The organism is Micromonospora sp. NRRL B-16802 (genome assembly GCF_001279555.1).
Taxonomy (GTDB): domain Bacteria; phylum Actinomycetota; class Actinomycetes; order Mycobacteriales; family Micromonosporaceae; genus Micromonospora; species Micromonospora profundi.
This window is the reverse complement of record NZ_LGEB01000048.1, coordinates 133,454-150,526: the sequence shown is the minus strand read 5'-3', so window position 1 is coordinate 150,526 and position 17,073 is coordinate 133,454. Positions and strand designations below refer to the sequence as shown.

The 17,073-nt window shown below is 70.6% G+C and carries 14 protein-coding genes; 6 read left to right on the top strand and 8 right to left on the bottom strand.

Going from position 1 to position 17,073, the window contains the following annotated elements:
- The 4 genes from ADK66_RS07970 to ADK66_RS07955 form a co-directional block, all read left to right on the top strand.
- The coding region (locus ADK66_RS07970) for an alpha/beta fold hydrolase (RefSeq protein ID WP_231639961.1) at window positions 1-1,204 on the top strand (1,204 nt) is incomplete at its 5' end.
- A gap of 31 nt (window positions 1,205-1,235) precedes the next feature.
- Window positions 1,236-2,603: an MFS transporter gene (locus ADK66_RS07965; protein ID WP_197281452.1), complete on the top strand. Its 1,368-nt coding sequence runs from the start codon at window positions 1,236-1,238 to the stop codon at window positions 2,601-2,603.
- Window positions 2,600-4,495: an amino acid adenylation domain-containing protein gene (locus ADK66_RS07960; protein ID WP_053653254.1), complete on the top strand. Its 1,896-nt coding sequence runs from the start codon at window positions 2,600-2,602 to the stop codon at window positions 4,493-4,495. The genes ADK66_RS07965 and ADK66_RS07960 overlap by 4 nt, the downstream gene beginning before the upstream one ends.
- Window positions 4,492-5,733, top strand: a complete 1,242-nt coding sequence (locus ADK66_RS07955; protein ID WP_053653253.1) for a cytochrome P450 — start codon at window positions 4,492-4,494, stop codon at window positions 5,731-5,733. Before ADK66_RS07960 ends, ADK66_RS07955 begins: the two co-directional genes overlap by 4 nt.
- Before the next feature lie 19 nt (window positions 5,734-5,752).
- Here the strand turns inward: ADK66_RS07955 and ADK66_RS07950 are convergent, their stop codons facing one another.
- Genes ADK66_RS07950 through ADK66_RS07920 form a run of 7 tightly spaced genes read right to left on the bottom strand, consistent with a single transcriptional unit; the run spans window position 5,753 to window position 13,924 of the window.
- On the bottom strand, window positions 5,753-6,493 hold the full coding sequence (locus ADK66_RS07950) for a thioesterase II family protein (RefSeq protein WP_082377306.1): 741 nt from the start codon (window positions 6,491-6,493) through the stop codon (window positions 5,753-5,755).
- The gene (locus ADK66_RS07945; RefSeq protein WP_053653252.1) at window positions 6,490-7,764 is read right to left on the bottom strand and encodes a cation:proton antiporter; all 1,275 of its coding nucleotides are present in this window, start codon (window positions 7,762-7,764) and stop codon (window positions 6,490-6,492) included. Before ADK66_RS07945 ends, ADK66_RS07950 begins: the two co-directional genes overlap by 4 nt.
- Before the next feature lie 12 nt (window positions 7,765-7,776).
- Window positions 7,777-8,574, bottom strand: a complete 798-nt coding sequence (locus ADK66_RS07940; RefSeq protein ID WP_053653251.1) for a PhzF family phenazine biosynthesis protein — start codon at window positions 8,572-8,574, stop codon at window positions 7,777-7,779.
- Complete coding sequence (locus ADK66_RS07935) at window positions 8,555-9,682, bottom strand: fatty acid desaturase (protein WP_197281451.1); 1,128 nt, start codon at window positions 9,680-9,682, stop codon at window positions 8,555-8,557. The genes ADK66_RS07940 and ADK66_RS07935 overlap by 20 nt, the downstream gene beginning before the upstream one ends.
- Complete coding sequence (locus tag ADK66_RS07930) at window positions 9,679-10,368, bottom strand: TenA family transcriptional regulator (RefSeq protein WP_053653250.1); 690 nt, start codon at window positions 10,366-10,368, stop codon at window positions 9,679-9,681. The genes ADK66_RS07935 and ADK66_RS07930 overlap by 4 nt, the downstream gene beginning before the upstream one ends.
- Before the next feature lie 42 nt (window positions 10,369-10,410).
- Complete coding sequence (locus ADK66_RS07925) at window positions 10,411-11,301, bottom strand: chlorinating enzyme (RefSeq protein WP_053653249.1); 891 nt, start codon at window positions 11,299-11,301, stop codon at window positions 10,411-10,413.
- Window positions 11,291-13,924: an amino acid adenylation domain-containing protein gene (locus tag ADK66_RS07920; protein WP_053653248.1), complete on the bottom strand. Its 2,634-nt coding sequence runs from the start codon at window positions 13,922-13,924 to the stop codon at window positions 11,291-11,293. The genes ADK66_RS07925 and ADK66_RS07920 overlap by 11 nt, the downstream gene beginning before the upstream one ends.
- A 210-nt stretch (window positions 13,925-14,134) precedes the next feature.
- On the opposite strand from ADK66_RS07920, the gene ADK66_RS07915 reads away from it, so the two are divergent.
- Both ADK66_RS07915 and ADK66_RS07910 read left to right on the top strand, forming a co-directional pair.
- Complete coding sequence (locus tag ADK66_RS07915; RefSeq protein WP_157552321.1) at window positions 14,135-14,662, top strand: hypothetical protein; 528 nt, start codon at window positions 14,135-14,137, stop codon at window positions 14,660-14,662.
- Window positions 14,659-15,864, top strand: coding sequence for a cytochrome P450 (locus tag ADK66_RS07910; protein ID WP_053653246.1), 1,206 nt, complete (start codon window positions 14,659-14,661; stop codon window positions 15,862-15,864). The genes ADK66_RS07915 and ADK66_RS07910 overlap by 4 nt, the downstream gene beginning before the upstream one ends.
- A 15-nt stretch (window positions 15,865-15,879) precedes the next feature.
- On the opposite strand, the gene ADK66_RS07905 is transcribed toward ADK66_RS07910, so the two are convergent.
- Window positions 15,880-17,067: a VOC family protein gene (locus tag ADK66_RS07905; RefSeq protein ID WP_053653245.1), complete on the bottom strand. Its 1,188-nt coding sequence runs from the start codon at window positions 17,065-17,067 to the stop codon at window positions 15,880-15,882.
- Window positions 17,068-17,073 lie beyond the last annotated feature (6 nt).

Below are 17,073 nucleotides of genomic sequence, written 5' to 3'. Positions count from 1 at the left end.
CACCTACATGGTCCCCACCACCCTCATCACACTTCCCGAACTACCACTGACCCCCAACGGCAAACTCGACACCACCCGCCTACCCGAACCCACACCAACAACCACCGAACACATCGCACCCACCACCCCCACCGAACAGTGGCTCGCCACCACCTGGCAAAACCTCCTCAACATCGACCAGATCAGCACCACCGACAACTTCTTCGACCTCGGCGGCAACTCCCTGCACGTCACGCAGTTGGTCGCCCGCATCCGCGACCGGGCTGGCGTGACCCTTCACCCCCACGCGTTGTTCGCCGACCCCACGCTTGAACGCCTGGCCGCCGTTGTCGACCGGGCCGGGGACGCGGACACTGCCGGGTACGCCGGCAACGGCCTCGTCACGCTGCACCAGGCGACCGGGCGGCCACCGTTGTTCCTGGTGCACCCGTCCGGCGGGTCGGTGACCAGCTACGCCCAACTGGCGGGCACGCTCGGCGACGACCAGCCGGTACACGCCATCGAGGATCCCGCGCTGCGCCACGCCGAGGCGGTCGGCGACCTGGCCGCACGGGCCGCGACGTACGTGGACCTGATCCGGCAGGTGCAGCCAGACGGGCCGTACCACGTGGGCGGCTGGTCGCTCGGCGGGGTCATCGCTCTGGAGATGGCGCGACAGTTCGCCGACGCGGGCGACCCGGTCGGCGCCGTCGTCCTGCTGGACCCGGGTCTGTCGAACGACCCGCAACCACCGGACGACCTGTCCACGCTGTCGTCGTTCGTGTACGACCTGGCTGGCCTTGCCGACGTGACGCTTTCCGACGTCGACCCGCGAACGCTCGAAGGGCTGGACCGGGATGCGTTGGAAGAGGCAGCCCTCGACGTGTTGGACAAGGCCGGTCTCGTACCCGACGGGCTGCGCGACGAGGTGCGGTTGCGGATGCGGGCCTTCACCACCAACGTCGCAGCGCTGCACACCCACCGGCCGCGCCGGTACGACGGGCCGGTGACGCTGATCCGGACCGCCGACGGGGCGGACGGGTCGGACGACGACGTGACCTGGCAGGCGCTCTGCCCCCGGCTTGATCGCCGGACCGTGCCCGGCGACCACTACACGATGCTGCGGCCACCGCACCTGGCCGCGCTCGCCACAGCGGTACGCGACGCCCTCGGCGCGCCGGTCCCGACTCCCGGTGGACCGACGCCGGCCCTGCCCGACTCATAGTTCGTTGGATCCACCGACCCGAAGAGGACAGATGGCGGCACCTACCACCGGCCTACGCACCTACATGGTTCTCTGGTGCGGACAGTTCGTCTCGCTGGCCGGGTCGAGCCTGTCCGGCTTCGCCCTCGGCGTCTACGCCTACCTGCTCAGCGGGTCGGTCACGACGCTCGGCGTCATCTACGCGCTTGCCTATCTCCCGCAGATCCTGGCCTCACCGTTCACGGGTTCGCTCGTCGACCGGTGGGGACCACGGCGTGCCCTGGTCGTGAGCAACATCGCCTCCGCCGTGGTCATGTTGACCCTGGCCGCGCTGCTCGCCACCGATCGGTTCGCCATCTGGCACATCTACCCGATCGTCGCCTGCCTGTCGGTGATCGGGGCGCTGCAAACGCCCTCGTTCGAGGCTGCGGTGCCCCTGCTGGTACCGAGTCGGCACATCGGCCGGGCGAACGGGTTGCGCATGGTGGCCCTGGCGACGACTCAGGTGCTGGCGCCCATCGGTGGCGGTTACCTCCTGCTCGCCATCGACATCTCCGGCATCATCCTGCTCGACTGCGTCTCCTTCACTCTCGCCCTGATCACCCTGGCCCTCGTCCGCATTCCGCGGCCGGCCGGTGCCGCGACGACGCCCGCCCACCCGATGTCGTTGCTGCGTGAGTTCGCCGAGGCGTGGCGCTGGGTCGCTGCCCGCCACGGCCTGGTGGCCCTGATGGTCTTCCTCGGCGCGCTGAATTTCTGCGCAGGCTTCGTCGACGTACTGATCATTCCGCTGGTTCTCGCGTTCGCCGAGCCCAACGTCCTCGGCACCGTCATGTCCATCGGCGGCCTGGGCATGATCGCCGCGAGCGTGGCCATGAGCATCTGGGGCGGGCCGCGCCGCCGCATCCACGGCATCCTCGGCTTCACGCTCGTCCTCGGCGTGGCCACTGTCATCGGGGCACTGCGGCCGAATGTCCCGCTGATCACCATCGGTGCCGTCCTCTTCCTCGGCAGCCTGGCCATTGTCATGGGCAGCAACCAGGCCATCTGGCAGACCAAGGTGGAGCCCCATCTGCTCGGCCGGACGATGGCCCTGCTCGGCATGGTCGCCAACACCCCTCAGCTCATCGCCTACCTCGTGGCCGGGCCCGCCGTCGACCACGTCTTCCAGCCCCTGGTCGGTCCGGAGGACGTGCGCTCGCCGTTCGTCGCGGCAGTGGTCGGCGACGGCCCGGGGCGCGGGATCGCACTGCTGCTCATGCTGATGGGCGTGCTCACCGTCGGCTGCGCGATCGCAGGCTTCGCCTACCCCCGCCTGCGCCACCTCGATGACGAACTTCCGGACGTAAGCACAAAGGAGTCACCTATGCCCGTCGAGCCCGTACCGGCGTCTGCTGCCGTCGCCGAGGTGACGCCGTGACCACCGTGGCGACCACCGACGCGCCGGACGAGCCCGTCTTCGCGCGCTCGCCGCTACCGCCGGCCGAACGCGAACGCATCCTTCACCACCTCAACCCCTACCGCCGGCCGGACATCGGCTCCACGACAATGGCCCAGCCGTTCGAGGAGCAGGTCCGGCGCACGCCCGACGCCGAGGCGGTGGTCAGCGAGGACGCGAGCCTGACGTACGCCGCGCTCAACACCCGGGCGAACCAGCTCGCCTGGCTGCTGCGCTCGGCCGGGGCCCGTCCGGGCACGTTCGTGGCCGTGAGCATGGAACGCAGCGTGGACCTCATGGTGGCGCTGTACGCGGTGGCGAAGAGCGGGGCCGCGTACGTACCGATCGACCCCGAGCTGCCCGATGCCCGGATGGCCTTCATGCTTGAGGACTCGGCCCCGGTGGCCGTCCTCGTGGACCGTACGACCCGGCCGCGCGTGCCCGAGGGCTCCGGGCTGGTGCTGGCTGTCGACCAGGACGGCGAGCGCTGGGCCACCGAACCGACCCACGACCTTCCGCCCGAGCCCGGCAACCACCTGATCCACATGCTCTACACATCGGGTACGACGGGCCGTCCCAAGGCCGTGGCGTACCCGGTCGACGGCGCCCTTGCCGACACCTACTGGCTGCACAGCCGGTACCCGTACGGGCCGGGAGACACCGTCCTGCTCAAGACGTCGTACGGCTTCGACGTGTCGATCTGGGAGATCTTCTGGCCGCTCTACTGCGGTGCGCGGGTCGCCATCTGCCCGCCCGGGGCGCACCGGGATCCCGTACGGTTGCGCGACTTCATCGACCAGCACCAGGTGACCGGCATGTTCATGGTCCCGACGATGATGCAGCCGTTCTACGACCACACGTCGCGCGGCAGTTGCCCCTCGCTGCGCCGGGTGTTCTGCGGCGGCGAGCCGGTCACCCCGCGGGTGCGCGACGGCTTCCACGAACGCTTCGACGCCGAGCTCGTCAACTGCTGCGGGCCCACCGAGTTGGGCTGCGTGGCCGAGACCGTACTGGCGGTCGAGCCGAACGCGCCGGTCATGATCGGGTCGCCGCCGGAGCACCGGCGGGTCTACATCCTCGACGACAACCTCGAACCGACCCCGATCGGGGTGGCCGGTGAGCTTTTCGTCGGCGGCGAGGTCGGGATCGCGCAGGGCTACCACCGCCGGCCGGCGCTGAGCGCGGAGCGATTCCTGGCTGACCCGTTCACTGACCAGCCCGGCGCGCGCATGTACCGCACCGGCGACCTCTGCCGCTACCGGGAGGACGGGGTGCTCGAGCACCTCGGCCGGATCGGCCGGCAGGTGAAGGTCCGTGGCGTACGCATCGAGCTGGCCGAGATCGAGGCGGTCCTGGCCGAGCACGACGACGTCAGCCAGTGCGTGGTCACTGTCGTGCCCGACCGGGACGCCGAGATCGCCGCCTTCGTCACGGCGGCGCCGGGGCGGTCCGTCTCGGCGGCGGCCCTGCTCTCGCACGCCGCCACGCTGCTGCCCACCGCCATGCACCCGAGCACCGTGACAGTGGTGAGCCAGATCCCGACCTTCGTCCACGGCAAGGTCGACATCTCAGCGCTGCTGAGTCAGATCGACCGCACCGGCGGCGCGGACACCCTGCCGCTGGTGCCGCCGGCGAACGCGATCGAGGAGCAGGTCGCCGGGATCTTCTGCGAGATCCTGGGTCGGGACGCGGTGAGCGTCACGGAGAGCTTCTTCGCCCTCGGTGGACACTCTCTGCTGGTCTTCAAGCTCATCGAGCTGTGCACCACACAGTTCCAGGTCGACCTGTCGGTGAGGGACGTGCTCGCGAACCTGACGGTCCGCGACCTGGCCGGCACCATCGCACGTCTGAGCCCATCGGAGGCGACACCATGACCACGGACGTCGAGACGGGCGAGTCGGACGACATCCTGGACCAGGTCGTCACCGTCGACCTGGCGGATCCCAGGCTGTACGCCGGCGAGCGACCGGAGCGGCTCTGGGCGACGATGCGCCGCGCCGGCACGCCGCTGTTGATGACCGGCCTGCGCGAGCACTGGGCCGTCACCAGGTACGAGCAGGTCCGCGAGGTCTTCCGGGCCAGCCACCTGCTCTCGTCGCAGAAGGGCAACCGGCTCGGCGAGAAGCCGTCGGACATCGCGGCCGGCGAGGCCGCCGGCGGGCTGTCTATGCTCGTTGCCGACGATCCCGCGCACGCGCGGATGCGCCGCGCGCTGGAGTCCGCCTTCTCACCGAGGGCCCTGGGGCGGCTGACCGACAGCACCCACGCACTGGCCCGACGGCTGGTCTCCGACGCCGCCGCGCAGCCGTCGGTCGACTTCGTGGACTCGATCGTGACGCCTCTGCTGACCACCGTCGCCTGTGACCTGCTGGGGATCCCGCAGAGCGACCGCCCACGGCTCGCGGAACTCAGCCAGATGGCGTTCAGCGGGGCCGGTCACGTCACGGCGACCGCGCAGATGACAGCCCACGTCGAACTGCTGGCGTACTGCGATGAGCTGTTGACAAGCAAGTACCGGAGTCCGGGAGACGACCTGGCGACGACGCTGGCCCAGGCCCAGCGCGACGGCGATGCCATGAGCCGCTCGGCCGCGATCATGAACTGCCACGACTTCATCCTGGGTGGCAACGCCTCGGCCCGCTACGTGCTGACGGCGATCCCCCTGACGATGGTCAGGCATCGTCAGTTCTGGGCGTCGCTGCGCGCCGGCGACGCCGACTTCGGCGTCGCCGCCGAGGAACTGCTGCGGTACGAGGCACCGGTCAACCACGTGATGCGGTCTCTCCTGGATGACCTGGAGATCGGCGGCGTGACAATGCGCCGGGGCGAACTGGTCACGCTGTGGTTGCGCTCGGCCAACCGGGACGCGGACGTCTTCGACGACCCCGAGCACATGAGCCTGAGCCCGCGGAGCCGCCCGCACCTCAGCTTCGGCCACGGACCGCACTACTGCATCGCGGCCTACCTCGGCCGGTTGGAGATCGCGTCACTGTTGCGGGCCCTGGCCGACCTCGTCGACGACGCCGAACTCGCCGGCGAACCCCGGCGCATGGAGTCGAGCTTCCTGCGGGGCTACCGCTCGGTGCCGCTGACCCTGCACGGTAAAGGATGATCGCCGCGCCGGGCCGTCGTCACCGCCCGGCGCGCAGGCCCGAGCACAGATGGTCGAGGAGTTCCGGCGGCGCGTCGACGATGCGGTTGTGCTCCCCCGGGAGGACCCGCAGGGTGGTCTCGCCGCATTCGGCCCACCCGGTCATCTGGTCGGGCGTGACCTCCGAGTCGTCGCTCCAGCCGAACGCGGAGATCGGGCAGGACAGCGGGCCCGGGTCGGAGGCGATGTAGTGCCGGCTCATGTCGAGATCCGACCTCAGGATGTCGGCGTAGATGGCGACCAACTCCGGATGAGGGCTGCTTCCCATGTCGCGGACCGTCTTACCCAGTTCTTCCGCCAACTGCGCCTCGTTCATGGTCATCAGGCGCCCGATGACCTCGTCCTGAGGTGCCATGAGCGACGAGACGTACAGCCCCGCCGGCCGGGGCCCGCCTGAACGCTCCAGCGCGACAGTGGCCTCGTAGGCGATCAGTGCCGACCAGCAGTGGCCGAAGAAGGCGAAGGGAACGTCCAGGTACGGCGCGAGACCCTCGATCATCTCCGCGGCAAGGTCCTGGAAGGTCTTCGGCATCTGGTCGCTGAAGCGGGTGAGCCGGCCCGGCAGCTCCACGGCGAGGAACTCGACGCCGGCCCGCTCCTGCGGCCAGTTGCGAAAGACGCTGGTGCCGCAGCCGGCGTGCGGGATGCAGAACACCCGGCCTTCGACGGTCGGCGAGGGCGCACGCTGAAGCCAGACGGACTTGCGGGCCACCGGATTCACGACGCCGGCTCCTTTCGTTCGGGGTCGCGCCGCCCGAGCGGGTCGGCGTCGGCGTCGCGTGCGGCGATGTCCTCCCGCACGCGCTCCGGCGGGTACACGAACCGCAGGAACACGCCGGCCATCGCGGTGGTGACGAGGGCCATCACCACCATCAGCGAGTAGAGATCCTGGTCGAGCACCCCGATCTGCAGGCCGACGGTCAGCACGATCAGTTCGGTCAGGCCGCGGGTGTTGATGAGCAGCGCGAGAACGAGCGAGTGGCGCGGGCGCACACCGCTGATCCGGGCGCCGAAGAACGCGCCGGCGCACTTGCCACCGATCGCCACCAGCAGGATGAGGGCGAGCTCGCCGACGGCGGTGCCGCCCAGCCCGGACAGGTTCACCTTGATGCCGGCGACGATGAAGAAGACCGGGAGCAGGACCCACGTGCTGATCTTCTCGATCAGCGGCAGCACCCGCTCGCGGACCGCGACCGCGCCCTCGCGCGGCATCACCACGCCGAAGAGGAACGCGCCGAAGATGGCGTGCAGGCCCATCCACTCGGTCGCCGCCGCCGACGCCGCGAGGCCTGCGGCGACAGCGACAAGCACCGCGGTCCCGCTGAGAAGGCCACCGTCCGGGTAGCGCCGGGCCAGCCGGGCGAGCGCGGGCCGCACGACCTTGAGCATCACGGCGGCGAACGGGATCACCAGCAGGACGCGCCACGGGTCACCGCCGGCGTCGGCGAGCGCAGCGACAACGGCGAGCAGCGACCAGGCGAGGACGTCGTCCACTGCCGCGCAGGCCAGCGCGAGACCACCGATCGGCGTGTCGATGAGGCCCCGGTCGGCCAGGATCCGGGCAAGCACCGGGAACGCGGTGATCGACATCGCGGTGGCCAGGAAGAGCACGAACGCGAGACGGTTCTCCGCCGGGTGGTTGCCCAGGAGATAGAGGGCCAGCAGCGCCCCCAGGCCGAACGGCAGCGCGATGGCGCTCAGCGACACGGTTGTCGCGATGCGGCTCTGGCCGCGCAGCAGACGGTGGTCCAGGTGCAGGCCGACGAGGAACATGAACACGCAGACACCGACGCTGGCGATGGTGGCCAGGGTCGGTCGCACATCGGTCGGGAAGACGGCCGACGTGACCGCGCCGTTGAAGAGCGTGGGCCCGAGCAGGATGCCGGCGAGAATCTCGCCGATCACCGCCGGCTGGCCGAGTCGACGGGCCAGCGCCCCACCGATCCGCGCCGCAACGAAGATCACCAGGAGGGCCAGCAGAAGTGTCAACACCTGTCGTCTCCTCTACCTGAGGGCCAGGGCGAGGTCCCGGGCGCCGCCGCGGCGGACCGCGGCGCCGAGCACCCGAACCCGGTCGCCGCGGTGTTCCACCTCGAGCCGCCCGCCACGCTGCGACAACTGGAGGGCGACGAGCGCCTGGCGGTTCAGCCGCCGCGCCCAGAACGGGGTCAACTTGCAGTGCGCGGTGACACACACCTGGTCCTCGTCGACCCCCAGCGACGGGAAGAACGTCCGGGATACGAAGTCCACGCCGGAGGGTCCCGGCGCTGTCACGATGTGCCCGCGGAAGGGCAACCGGGCAAGCGCCGCGAAGTCCGGACGGACCTGGGCCACGGCCTCGGCGGAGGCGACCTCGACGAGGACGTCGTCGCTGGAGACCGCGCACCCCACGGCGTCGACGCCCAGGGCCTCGAGGAGCCCTTGCGGCGGCGGAGCGGGCATCAGCGTGGCTGCCGGCAGATCGATGGCGATCAGGTCACCGACCCGCTCGGCGTACAGGACGCCGTTGTCCGACACGAAGCGCAGCGTGTCGGACCCGAGGTCGCCAGCAGCCTCGAAGAGGTGCCGTGCGCTCGCGATAGTGGCGTGCCCGCACAGGTTGATCTCCTTGTACGGGGTGAACCAGCGCACCCCGTACTCCCCCGGCCCGGCCGGCACCACGTACGCGGTGGTGGGCAGGCCGATCCGGTGGGCGGCCTCCTGCATGCTGGCCTCGTCCGGGAACGAGTCCACTGCCACCACGGCCGCCGGGTTACCCGCGTACCGCCCGTCGGCGAACGTGTCAACGATGTGATAGCGCACCGGTGCCGGTTCCTTCCCAGGCCCGGAAGACCTGGTCGATCGCCGCGCCCATCCCCCAGACCTCCCGATACGGCGGGCCCTCCGGCCCGGTGTCGATGTCGCGTTGCCGCGCGTACGCGGCGGTCGTCCACTCCGCCGTCGAGGGATAGCGGTGGTGGTAGTCGTGGTTGGGCAGATCACCGACCACGACGAGCAGCCGGGACGGGATGTGGTAGCACAGCGTGGCCGCGATCCAGCGCGCCCACGCGACGGCCTTGGCGCCCGCCGGCAGCGAGCGCGCCGGGACCGGCGCGCCGCAGTAGCGGGCGTTGGTGTTCGCCGCCGTGTAGAAGCGGTGCCCGAACTCCGGGTTGCGCGGCGCGAGCCACTCGTGCTCGCCCAACCGGTCCAGCAACGCGCTCAGCTGCGCGAACAGGATGACCGGCAGCACGAACGCGAGCACAAGCACGAGCAGGCCGTTCGGCATCCAGAACGGCATCGAGAGCCACCAGCCGACCCAGGCGGCGAACCCGACCCGCCGCCAGGTGCCGGCCCGCAGGTTGCTGGTGACCCGGCCGAGGAAGCCGCGCGCGTAGAAGACCGGGGACAGGAAGACCTTCCACGCGCGCCGCCACTGCTCGGCGCGCGTGAGGCCCGGACGGAACCCGAGATCGAGCAGGAACTGCACGGGCGGGTCGACCTCCGTCGCGAAGATCTCGCGCCGGTGGTGGTTGTCGAAGTGTTCCTCTTTGAAGTCCCGGAAGGTGTGGAAGACGGACAGGACCGTCACCGCCTCGCCCCAGAACCGGTCGGTCGCCGCGTTGCCGGAGAACTTCCGGTGCAGGGCCTGGTGGGCGATGACGAGGACCATCATCCGTTCGCCGGTGACCGTCAGCACCCAGCCGAGCAGCAACACGACGTACCACAGTGGGAACATCACTGCCACTGCGACCGTGGAGACCGCGAGCCCGGAGAGGAACAACGTCAGCGTCACCGTCAGGTACGAGGCCCACGTGTGCCGGATCAACGGCTCCTGGCCTGGCAGAGCCTTACCGGTCTGCCAGGTCCAGAAGTGTTGCGTCCACGCCGGGAAGCGCGTGTAGGTCGCCCGGACGTCCACGGAACTCACGGGGCCTGGGTGGTCGCCCCGACGCCGGACTCCAGGGCGAGACGGTCGAAGAACGCGATCCACAGCCGCCACATCTCGTCGGCCGCCGCGATGACCGCGTCCTCCTGCTCGGCGCTGAAGTCCGCCATCAGGGCGTGGTTGGCCTCTTCCACGTGGTCCGGCTCCTGCTCGACGTGGATGGCGACCCAATCGTTGTCCGAGACGCCCGTCGTCCGCTCGATCGCCTTACCGATGCTGGAGACCATGAGCAGGTCCGTGGTCTCGGTGGCGAAGATGAAGCCCAGCGCGTCCTCGTGCTTCTCCGAGGCCTGCCGGTAGCCCTCCACGAGCGCCGCCGTCTCCGGGTACGGAGTCGTCCCGGTGACCCGGTCGCGGTCGAAGCCGCACTTCACCATCGATTCGACGTAGATGACCTCGTGCGCCAGGTCGACCCGGCCGCCGCCGGCCTCCTGGTTGAGGATCCGCGTGATGGCGGACTTGGCCGCGATGTCGGGCAGCACGGCGACGCAGCGGGCGAGGAACGTCGGGAAGTAGTGCAGCGGGTACCACCACTGCTCGATGAGCAGAGCGGCCTGCTCCTTGGTCAGGTCGGCGGTGTCGACCGCCGCGAAGAACGGGTGGTCACGGAACTTCTGGTAGACGGGGCTGGCGGCCAACCGGTCGCCGAACGTGAACGTCGCGGTCACTTCTACTCCTTCACAGGTCGTTCGGGTCTGACCGGTGGGCGGTCACATCGCCAACCGGTCGATCGGGGTGAACGGCTCCCCCCACGCGTTCTCGGACCGCACCCGGTTGTGTCCGTACTCGTCCTCGCCGGCCACCACCACGCAGCCGTGCCGGGACAGGTCGAAGTGGTGACCGAACTCGTCGAACTCGGTCATCCCGCCGTAGACCCGCACATGGGTGGGCACGACCCGGATCGCGAACCCCATCCGCTGGCGGTTGCTGACGTTGGGGTTCGAGCCGTGGATGCACCGGGCGGTGAAGATGAAGAACTCGCCGGCCCGCATCTCCAGGTGTTCCACGTTCTCCTGGTCCGGGTCCCAGTGCTTGTCGAGCTTGATGTCGTCGTAGTTGTAGCCGAAGAACGAGTTGTCCCGGGCAGAGCCGTTCCACTCCATCGGGGCACGCTCGTCGTACTTCCACTCCCGGTGGCTGCCCGGGATGACCTTCATGCAGCCGTTCTCCCGGGTCGCGTCGGTGAAGGCGACCCAGCAGGTGAGCTCCATCGGAGCCTCCGGTGACCTGTCGGTCGCATCGAGCATTCCGGTCGTCGCCTCACCGATGGCGTACGTCTCGACCTGGTGCCACCCGGTGCCGGTGTCACCAGGGTTCTTCGGGAAGAACTCGGTACGCCAGCAGAAGATGTCCGAACCGATGATCGCCTGCATCCGTCGTACGATCTCCGGCTCGGTGATGAGCTTGCTGAGGCCGGGGATGTCGAGGTGACGGTCGTAGTTGACGGGGTTGTCGAAGACCTTGCGCGCGTTGTTGGCGGGGTCGAGCAGCTCCCTGCGCTGCGTCTTCCACCAGCGGTTCATCTCCTCCGGCTCCCAGAGGGTGAACGGGCCCATGTAGCCCCGCTCGGCGAAGGTCTTCCGGTCGTTTTCAAGATCCATTTGTCATGCTCCCTACCCGCCCCACGCGTTGCAGCGCCGAATCCAGTTCGCGCGCCGCCTCGGCGACGTGCTCTCCCCTTATGAAGCCCCAGTGGTCACCCGAGATCGGGATGACCGTCAGCGATCCGGGACACAGCCCGCGCATGGCCTCGGCCAGTCGCGCCTGACGTTCGTCATCGGATCCGGTCGCCTGGAACAGGTGGACCGGTCCGGCGTACGGGGCGGGCTCGTAGCGCATCGCCGCGTTCATGCACGAACGGGCTGTCTGCAGCGCGGTCCGCAGGTACCCGCCGGACGAGGCACCGCGGACCGGCGCGCCCATCAGCTGGGTCCAGGTCTGCCCGCTGGTCAGCTCCTCTATGTCGGCCTCGGTCGAGGCCGGGTCGTCCAGCCGGGCGAGGACGGAGTCCAGCATGTCGAGGAACGGCGTGCGGTCCATCGGCAGGCCGGTGATCGGATCGATGAGGGGGTTGGCGTCCAGCAGGGCAAGGAACTCGACATCGCCGCCGGCGGCGGTCAACTGCTGGGCCATCTCGTACGCCAGCACGCCGCCGAACGACCAGCCCGCGAGCCGGTACGGCCCGTCCCGCTCGATGGTGCGCAGCTGCTCCACGTGCACCCGGGCGATATCGGCGAGCGAGCTGCCGAACGCCGGCGGTTCGCCCTGCCAGCCGATGCCGAGCAGGCGCAGCGGCGCCCGCGAGGCGCGTGCCAGCTCGCGGTAGCCGAGCAGCTCGCCACCGAGCGGGTGGACCAGGTACAGGCTGCGCCCGGAAGGGCCGGCCCGCAGCGTGACGATCTGCGACGAGCGGGGGCGCTGCTCCGGCACCGTCGCCTCGGACCCCAGCGCGCCGGCGAGATCCTCGACGGTGCTGTAGTCCAGGAACACCGACAGCTCGACGGTCCGGCCCAGCTCCTGTTCGAGCTCGGTCACGACCCACGTCGCGAGCAGCGAGTCGCCGCCGACATCGAAGAAGTCGTCGTCGGCGTCGAACTCGTCGTGCCCGAGCACCCGCGCCCAGATCGACGTGATGAGCTCGGTGAGCGACGGCGCCTCCGCCGGGCGTGGTCCGGTCGGGTCCGGCAGGTCGAGCGCGGCCAGCGCCAGCGTGTCGACCTTCCCGCTCGCGGTGCGGGGCAGCCGCTCGACAGGGACACAACGGGTCGGGACCATGTAGGGCGGCAGTTGGCCACGCACGTGGTCGGTGATCTCCCGCTGCGTGACCTCGCCGTCGGTCTGCAGGTAGGCGACCAGGACCGGGACGCCGTCCGCGACCTCGCGCAGGCCGACCGCCGCGGCGTCGACGCGGGGGTGGCTCAGCAGCGCGTTCTCCACCTCGGCCGGTTCCACCCGGAACCCGCGCACCTTGAGCTGGGTGTCCGTCCGGCCGACGAAGTCGAAATCGCCGTCGGCGCGCGCCCGCACCAGGTCGCCGGTGCGGTAGAGCCGGCTGCCCGGTGCGAGCGCGAACGGGTCCGCCACGAACCGTTCCGCGGTCAGCGCCGAATCGCCGTGGTATCCCCTGGCGAGGCCGCTGCCGCCGACGTACAGCTCGCCGATGTCCCCGTCGGCGACGTCCGCGAGCTTCTCGTCGAGGACCCGGCAGACGACCTCGTCCACGGCGGCGCCGATGGACGGCACGACCGGCCACGCGGCGGCGTCGGCCGGCAGGGTCAGGCTGGTCACCAGGTGCGCTTCGGTCGGCCCGTAGTGGTTGTCGAGCCGGCACTGCGGGATCGCCGCGAACAGCGCGCGGATGGCCGGGGTGATGATGAGGCGTTCACCGGCGGTCACGACGTGCTCCAGCGAGTCCGGCACCACCTGGCGGCGCTGGGCCGTGACGGCCATCAACTGCAGGGCCACGTACGGCAGGAACAGCCGCTGGATCCGGTGCTCGACTATCGCGTCGAGCAGCGCGGCCGGGTCGCGGCGGATCTCCTCGGAGGCGACCACGAGGCACCCGCCGGTCGCGAGCGTCGAGAGCACCTCCTGGAACGTCACGTCGAAGGAGGTGGCGGTGAACTGCAGCGTGCGCAGGCCCGGCCGGCCGTCGCCGACCTGCCACCGGAGCAGCCGGGCCAGCCCGCCGTGGGTCATGGCGACGCCCTTGGGCCGGCCGGTCGACCCGGACGTGTGCATGATGTACGCAAGCGCGTCGAGGTGCGGCGACACCGCCGGCAGGGGATCCACTGCCGGACCGGACGGCGGCACGATCGTGAGGCCCGGCGGCAACCGGTGCGCGTCGGCGCGTTCGGCCACTGCGACGCCGGCACCGAGCGCACCGACGACGGCGGCCAGCCTCGCGGCGGGCGCTGTCACGTCGAGCGGGCAGTACGCCCCGCCTGCGGCCATGACAGCGAGCATGGCGATGACCGAATCGGTGGACCTGTCGAGCAGGACGGCGACCGGCTGGTCCGACGTGACGCCGCCGGCACGCAGACGTGCCGCCAGGCCGTCGACCCGGTCGACCAGCTCGGCGTAGCTCACCGGATCGCTCGACTTGTCGGCGACGACAAGCGCCGGCGACTCGGGGTGCGTGAGAGCCCACGTGCGCACGAGTTCGTACCCGAACGGTGCGATCGCCCCGGCGTCGGTAAGCGTCACGGTACCGGCCTCGCTCATTGCGGCACCCTCCCGAGTCCTGGCGTTCGTACTTCGACCCTAGGTACGCCAGGGATCGACGGGACGTCACGTGAATGGGCGACGGCTTGCGCGGGTGCGACGTCCGTACGGCGAACTGTCCGCCGAACCGGGGACACGGCGGCCGGTTGACGGGCCGGGTGGCAGGTTCGTTAACTGAGGCGGCCGAGACGACCGGCGGTAGGAGTGTTCGTGAGCGACACGACGACGCACCAGGACAGCGAGATATCGACGCCGCCGGAGTGCGTCGGTCCCGTGGCTATTCCCCAGGCGCTGACGCATGCCCTGCGCCGGCTGGCGGAGGCGGCCGCTGTGGACGACCTTGTTCCGCTGTCGGTCTGCGCGACCGAGCTGGTCCTGCGGATGCCGCTGCCGGGACCGCCCGTCCGCGCCCGGGTCATCCGCGGCCCCCTCGAATCCGTCACTCCCCTGTCGACGCGGCTCTCGGACGCGGCGGTGAGCTTCCGCGACGCGCTCGCGCGGTCGCCTGGCCGTTGCACGTCGACGGTGCCGGTCGACGTCGTCTTCCTCGTGTCGCAGGACGGCGACCGCCTGTATGTCGAGACCGTGCCGCGGTCGGCCGGAGCGCCGACAGCGGAAGGCTGGGCCCGCGCGTTCCTGCGTCTGCTGTCCAGCGCGGGCAACGAGCCCGACGCGCCCCTCGCCGGCCACGCGTTCCAGGCCCAGCGGGAGGCCGCCCAGGGCCGGGAGCGAGGGTGACGGCGCCGCGCGACGACGGCCATCCGGAGTACGACCCCTTCTCGTACGCGGTGCAGGAGGACCCGTATCCGATCTTCGCCTGGATGCGTGAGCACGCGCCGCTGTACCGCAACGAGAAGCGCGACTTCTGGGCGCTGTCCCGCTACGCCGACGTGTCCGCGGCACTGCGTGACCCGACGCGGTACTCCAGCCGCAACGGCATCGCCCTGGAGCCCGACCTGTGGGGGCCGGACGCCAGGAAGACCGCCTTCTTCCTGGCGATGGACCCGCCCGAGCACGGCCGCTACCGCAGTCTCGTGTCGTCCGCGTTGGCGCCGCGCCGGGCCGCCGCGCTGGAGCCGAGGATCCGCGAGTTGGCCCGGGAGCGACTGGAGACGCTGCGCGGCCTGCCGGCGTTCGACTTCGCCGAGGAGTACGCGGCTGCCCTGCCGAACGACGTGCTGTGCGAGTTGCTCGGCATTCCCGCCGCGGACTGGGATCAGGTCCGCGCCGACACCGACGAGCTCAACCACCGCGACGACCTGTCGGACGGTCGCAGCGCGACCTCGACGGCTGCCGCGCTCCGGCTCGCCGAGTACCTGCTCGACGTCGTCCGGACCCTGCGCCGCCGGCCCGGAGACGATCTGACTTCAGGGCTGACCCAGGCGGAGGTCGACGGCGCGAAGCTCACCGACGCGCAGATCGTCGGGTTCATGTTCATCATGCTTGTCGGCGGCAACGAGTCCACGGGCAAGACGATCGGCAACGCCTGGTACTACGGCCACCTGCACCGTGACGTGCAACGGGCGGGGCTGAACGGACGCGCCGACGACTGGGCGGGCGAGACACTGCGCTACGACTCGGCGAGCCAGATGGTCGCCCGCGTCCTCACGACTGACACGCTGATCCATGGCACCTGGGTGCCCGAGGGCGCCCGCATGGTGATCCTGCACGCCTCGGCCAACCGGGACCGGCGTGTCTTCGAGGACCCGGACCGCTTCGATCTCGACCGGGACACCGGACGGTTGATCAGCTTCGGCAACGGGCCGCACTTCTGCCTGGGCGCCGGACTGGCCCGCCTCGAGATGCGGATCGCGCTGGAGGAGATCGGGGCGCTCGTCTCGGAGTACGACGTCGACATGACCCGGGCCCGGCGCTGCCACTCACCGCACCAGCACGGCTTCACGTCGATGCCGTGCGCCGTGCGGTGGCGTACCGGTTGAGCGCCTGCCAGGCCGTCAGGTCGGTCTCCCGGGCCCACTGACGATCACCATCTCGTTGCCCTCGGGGTCGGCGAGCAGCCACCGGCCCGCCGACTCGTCGAGGATCCGGCCACCGGCTGTGACGGTGGCGGCGAGGCGCGTCTGCGCGAGATCCGGCGGTACGGCGAGTTCGACGTGGATGCGGTTGCGTTGCCGGCGTCGCTCCACCTCCGAGGCGTCGAGCTCCTGGAACACCAGCACCGGGTTCAGCCGCCGTGGATCGTGGATGTCGGTGACGTCGGCTCGCCGGTCGTAGGTGTATCCGAGCGCGGCGGCCCAGAACGCGCGCAGCACTTCGACGTCGGCGGCGTCGAGGAAGACCTGGGCGAAACGCGGCAGCCCCGGATCCGCTGTGGCACCGAGGTCGCGGGCGGCGGCCTGGAGCTGTGCGGCGAGGTCGGTGAAGTCGAGTTCCAGGCTGTGGACGTCGTCGTCCCACTGGTCCTTGCCGCTGTCCAGGATGACGAGTCCGGGGCGCATGTCGATCAGCAGCGGGAAGCCCGCGTCGTCGGCAAGCATGGCCGCTGCGGCGGCCAGGTCCCGCTGCGCCGCCGGCGAGGTGACGCGGTAGCACGCCATCGCGCTGAACACCTCCTGCCAGTCGGCTGTGCCGGGCCCGTCGCCGAGGGCGTCGCCCGGCAGCAGGTCGACCTCGTTGCCGTCGGGATCGGCGTGGCAGGCCTCGAACGGTCCCGACGCCTCACCCAGGCCCGCCCGCTCGGCCGCCGCGGCCGGCCGCGCCACGTCGAGATGGATGCGGTTGCGCCACGGCCGCGGCTCGGTCGACTGCCGGATCCGTATCGCGGGGTCGCGCCGCAACGGATCCGCCAATCCGCCGTCGCGGGCGGGCGCGTAGTCCAACGCGCGCTGCCAGAACCGCCGCACCGCTGACGGGTTCGCGGATTCGACAACGACGCTCAGGTGCTGCGACACCGCCGGGTTCGCGGTCAGCCCGAGGTCTCGCGCGGCCGCCGACACCGCCTCGGCGTGGCGGTCCGCGTCCAGGCGCACCCGCGTACCCGTCGCGCGAAGGTCGACCAGGATCTCCGCCGACAGCTGCACGACGCGCCCGGCCAGCGCGGCCCCCTCGATGAGCGACGGCGCGTCGAACCATGCCGTCGTGACACCGTCGACCACCCGCCAGTCCGCTCCGGCCCCTGTCATAGCCGG

What these genes read in the sequence shown, in the direction of transcription:
- ADK66_RS07965 (WP_197281452.1), top strand. Translation starts at nt 1,236, where the DNA reads ATGGCGGCACCTACCACCGGCCTACGCACCTACATGGTTCTCTGGTGC.
- ADK66_RS07925 (WP_053653249.1), bottom strand. Translation starts at nt 11,301, where the DNA reads ATGGATCTTGAAAACGACCGGAAGACCTTCGCCGAGCGGGGCTACATG.
- ADK66_RS07905 (WP_053653245.1), bottom strand. Translation starts at nt 17,067, where the DNA reads ATGACAGGGGCCGGAGCGGACTGGCGGGTGGTCGACGGTGTCACGACG.
- ADK66_RS07955 (WP_053653253.1), top strand. Translation starts at nt 4,492, where the DNA reads ATGACCACGGACGTCGAGACGGGCGAGTCGGACGACATCCTGGACCAG.
- ADK66_RS07920 (WP_053653248.1), bottom strand. Translation starts at nt 13,924, where the DNA reads ATGAGCGAGGCCGGTACCGTGACGCTTACCGACGCCGGGGCGATCGCA.